Raw genomic sequence first — 11,616 nt, 5'->3', positions numbered from 1 at the left:
GCATGGCCGTTGGTCTGCTGGCCATGGGTAGTGCCGCCACCATGGCCAACGACTTGCCCGGTAAAGGCGTGACCGTGCAGCCCATCAAGAGTTCGCTGGCCGAAGAGTCGTTCCAGACCTTGCTGGTCAGCCGCGCGCTCGAAAAGCTCGGCTACACCATCAAACCCACGCAAGAGATCGAATACGCCACAGGCCACCTCTCGCTGGCCAACGGCGACGGCACCTTCGCCGCCGCGCACTGGGACCCGCTGCACGCCGATTTTTATCAAAACGCTGGCGGCGACGCCAAGCTCTGGCGCAACAGCACCTACGTCACCAACTCGCTGCAAGGCTATTTGATCGACAAGAAGACGGCGGAGCAGTACCACATTACCAACATCGGCCAACTGGCCGACCCGAAGATCGCCAAGCTGTTCGACATCAACAACGACGGCAAGGCTGACCTCACCGGTTGTAACCCTGGCTGGGGCTGTGAGTTGGTGATCGAGCACCAGCTCGACGCCTACAAGCTGCGCAACACCGTCACGCATAACCAGGGCAGCTACTCGGCCCTGATGGCCGACACCATTGCGCGCTACAAACAAGGCAAGCCGGTGCTGTACTACACCTGGACCCCCTACTGGGTGAGCGGCGTTCTGGTGCCCGGCAAAGACGTGGTGTTCCTGCAGGTGCCGCACTCGGCCCTGCCCGGCGCACAAGGCCAGCTCAGCACCAAAACACCTGACGGCCGCGACTACGGCTTCACCCTCAACGTGCAGCGCATCGTAGCCAACCGCACGTTTGTCGAGAAGAACCCCGCCGCCGGCAAACTCTTCGAGTTGATGAAGCTGCCCGTGGCCGACATCAACGCGCAAAACCTGCGCATGCGCGGCGGCGAAAACTCGCAAGCTGCCATCGAACGCCATGTGGACGGCTGGATCAAGGCCCACCAAGCCACGTTTGACGGCTGGATTCAACAGGCACGGGCTGCGGTGCAGTAAGCGCCTCTTGCAGACGACGCCAAAGGGGGCCGCTGATGCGGCCCTTTTTCTTTTGAAGAAAGCCGCTCTGCCATTTCTTGCGCTTTCGTACCAAGCTATCTAACTGATAGCAATCTGACGGCATCTTGGCCGGAATCTGCCACGCCCGATGAAAGGGACTGCCCCTTCAAATTTTTGATGCGACTCAATATCATTTACCCTATACTGCCTCTCCCCTCCGTAACAAGGAGTATCCATGACGCGAGCATCGCCTCAGTTGCTGGATGGCAGAGAGATTGCCGATCCTTTTTCGGTCTTCGTTGCCCAACATCGGCAGACCGCAACCACGCCGATCATGAAAAAGCGATTCAACGCAGGCGAACACGCCTGGTTGGGGAGCCAGGGCGCGCTGCGGGCATGTGAGCGCCTGCAAGGGCTTGGTGTCATCGTAGACACCGCCTTGTTCGAAACCATCTCACGCAAAGATCAGCGCGAAGCGCTCCAGTACGGTGAGTTGGTCGCGCTCTCCGGCGATTTCTACGAGTCCCCCGAAGCGCTGTTCGAGGAGAAACCATCGCCATTGCCGTGGGTCTGGGAGTCGAATGATCTCTCCGATTTACGCGATGTGTTTCAACATGAACTGTCGTGGATTACCGAGCGCCTCGACGACACGGGCGAAGACCGTCCCTACCCTGACGAAAACCTACGGCTTGCCTGGAACGCGAAGTCTTATGTCGAACTCGCGCTACGCAACGTCGATCACTTTGGCTGGCACAACCAACTGGCTTACGTTAAACACCACCGCGCAGCCTTACTTCTGGCGGCGCAAAGTCAGGGCCCCGACGACGAGCAACTGCGCCAAGCGCTGTACACCAATGCGTTCGCAGACCACTTTTTAACCGATGGCTTTGCCGCTGGTCACATCCGCGTTCCACGTCTGGAAATTTGCAATTGGGCTGCAGCACATGGTTACAGCGATCGCATCGCTGGCGCTCTATCCAAACTGCTGCACGACCAGGATGGGCACGTAGATCTGCACTCGCTCCACCCGGGGCCGGGTGAGGCGCACGCACACGCGCACCACGGCCTGGGGCTACCAGTCGTCAACGCTCTTGGCGAGCATTGGGAAACCTATTGCGACGGCCAGCTATTTTTGAACAAGTCGACCTCCGATCCAGCGGTGAACCAGGCGGTCCACGCCGTGGCAGATTCGTTGGTGGAGTTGCTGCTGGCCTGGAAACGCCGCGAACTCCCCGAGCGCCTGTACGCGGCGACGCAACGCGTGCCATTCCCAGACCCCGGCGCGCCCACATTGGCGCAAAAATTTCCTGCCGACCTACCGGCAGCAGAACTGGACCGCCTATGGTCCAGCATCGCCTGGTACACCAAAGTGCCCTGGCTCTCAGGCCTGCAGCGAGAGCATCTCCAGGCGCTGCTGGTTGCGCTGCCCGAACTGATGGCGAATTTTCGCTACAACGTGGATGCAGCTTGCCTGCATAACCCCGACGTTGCGTGGCTAGACCCTCGCTACGTCAGCGCTTTCCGTCAGATCGCATGAGGCTCACGTGGCACGTCTCAAGCCATCGGTCCCGCCCATGCTGTTGGAGCGGCGCTTTCTGATCCTGGCGGTAGATGACGGCGCCCCCCTGGAACAGACCCTCACCAACGGCCAGGCACTGGCACAAATAGAGCAACGCATGACTGCCCCCTGGGTGGTGGTGTTACGCCATCCGCAAGAGCAAAAACCAACACGCTTCTACGCCGTCCAGCGTGAGGTGTTCCTGAAGGTGCTGAGAAACCGGACCGCTGCCCACCCACTTGAAATCACACTGAACAGCCAATTCAAGCAAGCACAGGTACTGACGCTCGCCGAGTACCAAAGCTCTGCCGCATTTCCAGCGGTTGTCGTCTTGGACGACCATACCGTGGTGGGGGTGACAGAAGCACGCCTGGAAGCTGACCGCGCGGCAGTCGAAGTGGTATTTGAGCGCGCACCGGCGGCTACCCGAGGTGGCGATCTGTGGCAAAAAGCTGAGCTCTTTCCCATGCCCGCGGCCGGAAAATACGCGGGTATCGACATCCACGACACGCCCCCGATCGACGCGGACACGCCGCATCCACAACGCCTGGACGCCTTCATGCCCGACACCGTGCGGCTGCAGGAGACGGTTTCGCTCGTGGTCACCCTTGAGCGCATCGCGGTCGCGTTGGCCACTGCAGGAGACGTGTGGATGCGGGACGGCGAAAAACTGGATGTGACCGTGCGCCCCGGCACGGGATTGGAGCTGCTGCAAGGCAACACTTTGCCGTTGGTCGCACAGGCCCACAATGCAGCACCCGCCGTGGAGTTCAAACTCAGGGGCACGCAGGCAGGCGCCACCTCCGTCAAGGTCTATGCCTTCAGCCAACATCGTTCAGTGGCTTTGATGACCCTGTATGTGAACGTTGTCGATGCAAGTGGCAAAGCCGAAGACGCGCCACCTCAAAGCCAAGAAGCCACGGCACCGCTGCCTGATGCGCCTGCCACGCACCGCTCTGATTTGTGCTTGCTGGTTTTCGAAGACGCGAACAAACTTCACTTCAAGCTGCAGTCCAAAGCCTATGGCGCCCAGGACTTCCAGTCCACGATTGCAAGCAACTCACGCGAGTATTTTCGGCAGTTCGCGGCACTGGTGGAGGGCCTGCCCATCCGCGACCCCGAGCGCCGCGTGGACTCGCGACGCAGACTCGAAGCCTGGGGAGCAGGTCTGTTCGAGCAACTCATCCCTTTGGCGCTGCAGGCGATTCTCTGGCAGAACCAAGGCGACATCACGGTGCAGATTTGTTCAGACGAGGCATGGATTCCCTGGGAAGCTTGTCGGCTCATGCGCCTCAGAGAAGATGGGCACATAGAAGAAGGCCCTTTTTTTGCAGAAGCGTTTGTGATGACACGCTGGTTGCATGGCACTGCCGCCCCCGAAAGCTTCCGCTTCACCCAATGTGCACTGGTGGTGCCCTCCAGCAGCGGCTTGAGCACCGCCGCAAAGGAGCGCGATTTCTATCTTGGCCTGGCCCGCAACGGCCGTGCGGTGACCGAGGTGGCCCCACGCTACCTGAAGTTGACACAAGCACTGGAAGCGGGCACTTTCGATGCTTGGCATTTCTGCGGCCACGCCAACGCAGGGCCTCCTGGTCAGGGAGACCGGGCCACCCTGCGGCTGGACGGCAACGACACCATGAGCGCCGACCTGTTCGCCGGCACGGTGGAGAACGCGTTGCTGACGCGGCCCTTCATCTTTTTCAACGCCTGCCAAAGCGCCGTAGGCGATCAGGCACTGACGGGCGTAGGAGGTTGGGCGCATCGCTTCATTCGCCCAAACGAAGAGCACCGCGGTGCGTCTGTGTTCATTGGCACCTATTGGTCTGTCTACGATACCTCGGCCCATCAGTTTGCGACCACGCTGTACCGACTGATGGACGAAGGACTGCCCATTGGCGCGGCGGTGCGCCAGGCCCGCCTAGCGGCACAGCGCGCCGACGAGCCGGGCACCGTGAGCGACCCGCTCAGTTGGCTCGCCTACACCGTTTATGCCGATCCTCTTGCCATGTTGGAGACTTCGAAATGAATACCAGCTTGCTCGAACCACCTGTCGACACACCGGCCATTGCCAGCCTGCGCATGGATCTACCAACCTCGGCAGTGGAGCAGGTGCCGATGGGCATTGCCCGGGTCGACCGCGAGGGGCGGCTCGTCTACGCCAACCGCTGCATGTTGCGCATGATCGGCATCGACTCATGGCACGGACGCACAATGCATGACCTGTTCACAGGCGAAGATCTTGAGGCGGTGCTGAACGGCTTGAAGCGTCGCGTAGAACTGCGCGAGGGCGAAGCCTATGAAGTCAACCTGACGCGCACAGATGGTGCGAAGGTGCCGATCGCCATTACCGCGTTTCCAGAGACCGATAGCTTCGACGAGGTGATTGGCACGCTGGCCTTGGTGCGCGACCTGACACTGGACCGTGCCACAGAAGCCATGGTCAAACACGTTGAGAACATCTCCGGCACAGATGCGCTGCTGGATGCCATCGGCCAAGTGCTACGCCCTTTGGTGCCGTTTGATTTGATGCAGGTGATGCGCCTGAATGCGTCCGGCACACACCTGCGCACGATCTACCCCGACTGCATCGCTGTGGGCCGCTCGTACCGCTGGTGGCGCATTCCTGAGGTGATGCGCTATCTGCTGGACCAACGTGATCCACTGATCCTCAACGATTTGCCAGCGTGGTACGAAGAACAGAAACAACTGGGACTTCCAGCCGACCTCGGAATCCAACAGTTCCTCGATGAAGGCTTTACCGCGACGATGAGCCTTCCTGTCTTTCACGACAACAAGCAGGTGGCTAGCGTGGTGTTATGCCGCAAGCTCGGCCACACTTTCAGTGACGAAGAAGCCGACCTGGCCAATCGTTTGCCACTGAGCGAGGCGGTCAGCGTGGCACAACGCAATGACACCGAGAGCAATTTGAATTTCCTGATCCGGTTGATCCGAGACATTGCAGCAGCCTACGACTCGGTGCAGAACGTCGCGCAAAAGGTGGTGGAACGGATCGCTGAGCACTATGGGTGGGACTACGTATCAATCCATCAAGTCAATCCGGTCAACGGCACAATCCGGCTTATCGCTCAGCAGGCCAGCCGGACCGAGTTGCACTCGGAGCTGGCCGAACTGCGCGTAGACCAAGGAATTGTGGGCCACGTCCACCGCAGCGGTGAGGCGGTACTGGTCAGCAACGTGGAAACCGACGAACGCTTCGCCCATATTTTTGTGCGCCACCGTAAAGCCGTGACCCATTCCGAGCTCTGTGTCCCGATTGGCCGCAACGCGCAATGGCTATTGAACGTCGAAGACGAAAAGACGGAAGCGTTTTGTCCCGAAGACCAGACCAGCCTGGAAACCGTTGCCACCTCGCTGGATGCACTGCTGCGCCGTACGCTGGAGTACAACTACCGCTCGGCAGTCGTCAACAGCGCCAGCGATGCCATTCTGCTGGTGGATGAAAGAAACATGGTGTTCGAAGCCAACGAGGCCGCCAGTACGCTACTACAGCGTCCGCGAGGCGAGATTATCGGGCGCCTTGTTGCCGACTTCCTGGAAGATCCTGAACATGCGGCCGTTTTGCTGGCTGGAGACTTTTTCGCCAACCACGGCACCTTCATGCGACGTCGTAGCGGGGCTGGAACCACGCCGGTACAAGTGCTGCTCTCCGTGGCTCGTCTGCCAGCCGAAACCCCTGGCCGGGTTTTCATCGCCAGCGACCTGTCGCAATTTGTGCGCGGGGATGAACTCGACTTGGCACGCGAACTGTTCCGGGAGATTACCGGGCAGGTCAAGACCCCCATGTCGTTGGCAATCGCCTGGCTTCGGCGCTTTTCGGCGCAGCAACTCCCGGCTGCCAGCAGTGATGTACCAGAGAAAGTCTTACAGCAACTCCAAAAAGCGGATCTCACCCTGGACCGCATGCTGCTCATTGAGCGCGGTGCACAAACGGCGCCGCACTTTCCCACCTTGCTGTCGGTAGAGGACTTTGTGACGCGTTCATTGGACGACTTGCCGGCGCGCGAGCGGCAAACCGTGGCGCTGCTCAACGATGCTTCCCAGGCATGGGTACGCGCAGATGCGTTTGAGCTGCGCTACTGCCTGCAGACCGTCCTGACCTACCTGCTGCGGCTGGCCGTGAATGCCACGCGGATCGAGCTGCGCACCTGGGCAGAAGATGGCCGCGTGCTGCTCGAAATCAGCGGCCGCGCCGATGCAGTAGACGCCCCCGAGGTGGACGCGCAATGCCGTGGCAGCCAAGCGGTGGCTGAACTCTCGCTCGGCCGACAAACATTGACCGAACTGGCCGAACGCAACGGCGGACACTATGCAGAGCACCGTGACGGCGACCACGCGATGTTCTCGTTTTCGTTTCCTCGGGCGCCATCGGGAGAAGCATCATGAGTGTGGTCATTGCCCATAGAAGCATCTACATGGCGGAAGAGTTGCGCGACCTTGTGTTGAGTTTGGGCGTCGAATTGCCGGGGCCAATCCGAATGTGCAGCGACTTGGCCGGTGTGCGCGCAGACTTCGATGCACATGGCGCACCGCTGGTGTTGGTCACAGAAGTCGATCTCCCCGGCGGTGGGCGCCAGAGCGGCGTGGCCCTGGCGCGTGAGATGCGAGAACGCTGGAGCGATGTTCCGATCTGCGTAGTTGCCCCCATGCACGACCAGGAACTCAGTAACGCGCTGAGAGGTTTGTCCTCTGTGGCATTGATCTGCGAGGGCAGCAGCCTGGAGCGCGAGTTTCGCCATACCATGCGCCGCATGCTCACCCCCGCGGGAACGGCGGCCGCAAACGAGCCCTCACATCCGGCCCGTTACGACGTCAATTTTCGACTTTTCTCCGACGGCAACTGCAGCTACGAAGTACGCTCTTTCAATGCCGCCATTCCCCACACGCTGCAGATCCGGTTCGGTATTGATCCACAGCGCCTGAATGCCTTGATTGAAAAGACGGCGAAGCTGTCGCGCGGAGCGGCCTGGCGTGATGACTTCCAACTCATTGGATTTGAGTTGACCAAAACACTCATCAAGGAGCAGGCGGACATCGCGCACGACCTGGGGTTTCTGGAAGGCATCAGCGCGGTATCGCCATCCAAGGTGGGGTTGTGCTTTACGGTGGACCGATCGCTCTACCCCATCGCATTTGAAGCCATTGGTCTCCCCAGGTCGAGCGAATATCGCTATTGGTTGGAGCAGTCCCCACTATGGCGCCGACTGCCTGAAATCCCCATGGACCGGATTCCACTGTTCTCGTATGTGGATGCACGCCAGCAGCCGGTGAACTGCCTCTTGATCAATGCCAATTGCGGTGGTGAAACCCAGATCAATATCGGCGCCGGGGATCCCACCGGACAACCATCAGCAGTAAAGGTTGGCTTGACTCCACTCACCGGCGTTGAACCCGAAATCGAGGCCATTCTGGACGAGGTGATGGAGGCCCCCCCTGGATGCGTCGGCCGGATTGGTCACATTTGGATGAAAGACGGCGTGGTCCACACCACGGTCAGAAGGCATGACGGCACCACGGAAGATATGACCCACTACCGCAGCTTCGATCAGGTGTTGAAGGATTTCCTCACGACCGGCGAGCCCTGGCATTTGGTTCACTTTGCTGGCCATTCTCATTTCATAGGCGAAGGCAAGAATGCATTCGGCTACGTGTTTTTGCCAGTGCGCGGCCAGAATGCACACGACATGCCCAAGCCAAAAGCACTGGGCATTCCACAGTTAGCGCAGTGGCTCCAGCATTCACGCTTCGTCTATCTCAGCGGTTGCGTGAGTTCGCACCACGACTTCGTATTCCACCTCTGCTCCAACAACGTACCGGCCATGTCGGGCTTTCGTTGGGCCGTGAACGATGCACTGGCCTGCGAGCACTCCGCACATTTCTACCGTTCACTCTTCAGAACCCGCTCCATTGAGCAAGCGCTGCAGGAAACGTGGGTCGACATGTACGCGAATCATCGCAATGACTGGGTATGGGCCTCATCGCAGTTTGTGATCCACAGTACGGCCTGACCCGCGGATAGACGCCAGTTCTAATCGGTTCCAAGAAGCAACTCCAGCAGTTCTTTGTAGCGCTTTATATGCTCGCCAGGTGGTGTCAGCGTAGCGGCAAAGGTTTGCAGAAAAAGCAGACCGCTAGGCCAGCCAATGGCGCCACAGTGGTCGACCGGCCAAGTCTGTAGCAATGCTCGATCCGGCGTCTGTGCAGAAGACAGTGTCACCACGCCGTCGTTTCCGTTAGAGGAAAGCTTGCCAATCGCTTGCGTCAAAGCGAACAACGGCGAAGCGGACGAAAGTTGGCTGGCGTCACAGCCGACTTCATAGTACCGAATACCTTCAACATCGGGATCATGCAGTGCAGTGCGCGTTTGCAGATCTGCCAAAGCGCCCGCGCGGGGGCCAAAGGCTCTGAGCAGCCAACCAGGGATATGCGGCCGCAATGGATGGCGGGGATTCAGCACGGCATCGGCAACCGGGCTTCCCAAATGTGGCGTTGCTATAGCAGCAATGGTCGCGACACGAGACGCTAGTTTTGGCGACCGGGCAACTGCACGCCGAATGTCGAGACCACCCATGCTGTGCGCCATCACGATGAGACCCGTCTTGTCGGGCCACTTCTCGTCAATAGCCTGACGGAGTTGCGCAGCGCGCCGCTCCAGAGAACCCAGAAGATCAACGGTAGGAACAAGGACCGCATGCCCCTGTTCCCGATATTGCGCAGCAATACCATTGAAGTACGGGCTATCGATTCCAAAAGGAAGTGCGCCTATGCCCAGAATGCCATGCGCGAGGATGATGTTTGCCATAGCTGCCTACTCTGTGGTTTTGGTGAGCGTGCGTCGCGAACATTTTGCTGCGGCAGCATAAGCTTTTTGCCCAAACAGTCAATTTGAAATCCAATGTCACAGGTCGTTCGGTGCGGGGGCTTGCAGGATTCTTGGGGTTGTTTGCACGATCCTCCCGCAAGGTCCTAAAAGACAAGACAAGCAGGATGAGGATGATTAAGCTCCGGCACATGCTGACCTCCACACCCCAAGCCCAACGCGACGAGCGCACCCAGGACCAACTGCAAACCACCGTGATGCGGGCAGAACTGGCCGCGCTGATCGACCAGCGCACCGGCACGGACGGCGCTTTTGACACGCAGATCCCACGCCTCATGCTGGCGCGCGTGTCACAAATCGGTTTGCCGGTACACACCGTCTACGAGCCTGCGTTCTGCATCCTGGCGCAGGGCAGCAAGCGGGTCCTTCTGGGCGATGAGGTGTACGTCTATGACAGCAGCCACTACCTGGTGGCAGCACAGAATCTGCCCGTGTCGGCTCAGGCTTTTGACGCCACGCCCGAAGCACCCTACCTGGGCCTGCGCTTGACATTTGATGTGAAGGAAATTGCCGCGCTGGCGTTGGAGCTGCAGTTGGCCAGTGCACGTGCGCCACGCACGGGCGCTCAGCGCGGTATCTACACTGGCGAGTTGTCGGCCACGCTGCTCGACCCGGTGCTGCGCTTGGTCAAACTGCTGGCCACACCTGAAGACATTGCAGCGCTTGCCCCGCTGATCACACGCGAAATTTTGTACCGCCTGCTGAAGTCACCGGATGGTTGGAGACTGGTGCAGATGGCCATGGTCGACAGCCACAGCCAACGCATTGCGCAAGCCATCAACCAGTTGTCGCAACGCTTCAGCGAGCCGCTGCGCATCGACGAACTGGCGCACGAAGTGCACATGAGTGTGTCCACGCTACACCACCATTTCAAGGCCGTGACCGCGATGAGCCCGCTGCAGTTTCAAAAGCAATTGCGCTTGCAAACCGCGCGCCACATCATGATCAGCGAACACGTCGACGCCGCCACCGCCGGCCACCGCGTGGGCTATGAAAGCCAGTCGCAATTCAACCGCGAATACAGCCGCTTCTTTGGCTTGCCTCCGGCACGCGACGTGAAGCGGCTGCGCGAAGAGCAATTGGGTCGCAGCACCGGCTAGCCACCGCAGCCACGGGCAAGGCGCGCGGCTGTCGCGCCCCTTTGCTCTCCAACATCGTCATTCGACACGGCGCCGAACTTTGCGGCAGGCCTTGGGGCTTGTTCGGCCATCCGATCCGGCCGCCGCTTACTCATTCGCACCAGGAGTTCCCTCATGAAACAACGCACACTTTGCAATGGTGAAGGCAAAGCTAAGGAGCACGGTGAGCATCATCACGGGCTTGAAGTTTCTGCCATGGGTTTCGCTTGCGGCGGCCTGCGCGCGACTGAAGGCCAAGCCACGCCCAGCCGCCAGGTGCAGCGCTACCTGCTGCAGGCGGCCTGCGATTTTGGCGTGACGTTTTTCGATGCGGCAGAGGCTCATGAAGAGCTGTTGGGCGAGGTCATCACGCCGTTGCGTCACCGCATGGCGGTGTCCAGCACCTTCGGCCCTATCCGTCGCCCCGAGCACATCCGCGAGATGGCAGAAGCGTCGCTCAAGCGGCTCAAGGTAGACGCCATCGACCTGTTCTCGGCAGAGCGCCTTGCACCCGAGGTGCCGATAGAGGACGTGGCCGGTGCAGTCAAAGACCTGATCGCCCAAGGCAAGGTGAAACACTTCGGTTTGTGTGGGGTGGATGTGGCCATACTCCAACGCGCCCACAGAGTGCAGCCCGTGAGCGTATTGCAGGCAACCTATTCCATGTGGAACCGCTCCGTGGAAAACAATGGCACCCTGCAGACCTGCGAAGCGTTAGGCATTGGCTTCATCGCGCGCAGCCCACTGGGGCACGGTGCTCTGACAGCCGCGCACTCTGAAGCGAAGTTCAAGCTGGCTGCCATTGCACACCGCCACCACGCAACCTTGGCGCAATTGGCCCTGGCCTGGTTGCTGGCGCAAAAGCTGTGGATCGTGCCATTAACCCATACCCGACGCGTAGGCCACCTGGATGAAAACCTGGGTGCGGCCGACCTCAAACTCAGCGCACATGATCTGCAAGCCATCGACATGGCGCTGCAAGCACTGGAGCATGCAGAGGAAAGTGTCTCTTAGAGGAAGCCATCTCCACCAAATTTCTCCTCAATTGGTTTGCACAGTACG

General features: G+C 59.8%; 8 protein-coding genes. 7 read left to right on the top strand and 1 reads right to left on the bottom strand.

What is annotated here, in order from left to right; translation table 11 throughout:
* Nucleotides 1-2 precede the first annotated feature (2 nt).
* From proX to ACPWMG_RS10815, 5 genes are all read left to right on the top strand, one after another.
* Entirely contained in the window at nucleotides 3-980 is a 978-nt protein-coding gene (gene proX / locus ACPWMG_RS10835) for a glycine betaine/L-proline ABC transporter substrate-binding protein ProX (protein WP_483305229.1), read from the top strand.
* A 235-nt stretch (nucleotides 981-1,215) separates the two neighbouring features.
* Entirely contained in the window at nucleotides 1,216-2,517 is a 1,302-nt protein-coding gene (locus ACPWMG_RS10830; RefSeq protein ID WP_483304645.1) for a hypothetical protein, read from the top strand.
* Between the two features lie 7 nt (nucleotides 2,518-2,524).
* Complete coding sequence (locus tag ACPWMG_RS10825; protein WP_483304644.1) at nucleotides 2,525-4,564, top strand: CHAT domain-containing protein; 2,040 nt, start codon at nucleotides 2,525-2,527, stop codon at nucleotides 4,562-4,564.
* Nucleotides 4,561-6,942, top strand: a complete 2,382-nt coding sequence (locus ACPWMG_RS10820) for a PAS domain-containing protein (protein ID WP_483304643.1) — start codon at nucleotides 4,561-4,563, stop codon at nucleotides 6,940-6,942. Before ACPWMG_RS10825 ends, ACPWMG_RS10820 begins: the two co-directional genes overlap by 4 nt.
* Nucleotides 6,939-8,564 (top strand): CHAT domain-containing protein, encoded by a 1,626-nt coding sequence (locus tag ACPWMG_RS10815; protein ID WP_483304642.1) that lies wholly within the window; start codon nucleotides 6,939-6,941, stop codon nucleotides 8,562-8,564. The genes ACPWMG_RS10820 and ACPWMG_RS10815 overlap by 4 nt, the downstream gene beginning before the upstream one ends.
* Nucleotides 8,565-8,584: 20 nt before the next feature.
* Here ACPWMG_RS10815 and ACPWMG_RS10810 read toward each other — a convergent pair whose 3' ends face one another.
* A complete protein-coding gene (locus ACPWMG_RS10810) occupies nucleotides 8,585-9,358 on the bottom strand; it encodes an esterase/lipase family protein (protein WP_483304641.1) in 774 nt (257 codons plus the stop codon).
* Nucleotides 9,359-9,567: 209 nt separating this feature from the next.
* Between ACPWMG_RS10810 and ACPWMG_RS10805 the strand changes: the two genes are divergently transcribed.
* On the top strand, nucleotides 9,568-10,536 hold the full coding sequence (locus ACPWMG_RS10805) for an AraC family transcriptional regulator (RefSeq protein WP_483304640.1): 969 nt from the start codon (nucleotides 9,568-9,570) through the stop codon (nucleotides 10,534-10,536).
* A gap of 234 nt (nucleotides 10,537-10,770) precedes the next feature.
* A complete protein-coding gene (locus ACPWMG_RS10800) occupies nucleotides 10,771-11,568 on the top strand; it encodes an aldo/keto reductase (protein WP_483304639.1) in 798 nt (265 codons plus the stop codon).
* Nucleotides 11,569-11,616: the final 48 nt, after the last annotated feature.

The organism is Hydrophilobacter chitinilyticus (assembly GCF_049860745.1).
Taxonomy (GTDB): Bacteria; Pseudomonadota; Gammaproteobacteria; order Burkholderiales; family Burkholderiaceae_C; genus Rhodoferax_B.
The sequence above is the reverse complement of the archived record's forward strand: the minus strand, read 5'-3'. Positions and strand labels throughout refer to the sequence as shown.

Coding starts and splice junctions, on each gene's coding strand:
- proX (WP_483305229.1), top strand. CDS start 3: ATGGCCGTTGGTCTGCTGGCCATGGGTAGTGCCGCCACCATGGCCAAC.
- ACPWMG_RS10830 (WP_483304645.1), top strand. CDS start 1,216: ATGACGCGAGCATCGCCTCAGTTGCTGGATGGCAGAGAGATTGCCGAT.
- ACPWMG_RS10820 (WP_483304643.1), top strand. CDS start 4,561: ATGAATACCAGCTTGCTCGAACCACCTGTCGACACACCGGCCATTGCC.
- ACPWMG_RS10815 (WP_483304642.1), top strand. CDS start 6,939: ATGAGTGTGGTCATTGCCCATAGAAGCATCTACATGGCGGAAGAGTTG.
- ACPWMG_RS10810 (WP_483304641.1), bottom strand. CDS start 9,358: ATGGCAAACATCATCCTCGCGCATGGCATTCTGGGCATAGGCGCACTT.
- ACPWMG_RS10805 (WP_483304640.1), top strand. CDS start 9,568: ATGCTGACCTCCACACCCCAAGCCCAACGCGACGAGCGCACCCAGGAC.
- ACPWMG_RS10800 (WP_483304639.1), top strand. CDS start 10,771: ATGGGTTTCGCTTGCGGCGGCCTGCGCGCGACTGAAGGCCAAGCCACG.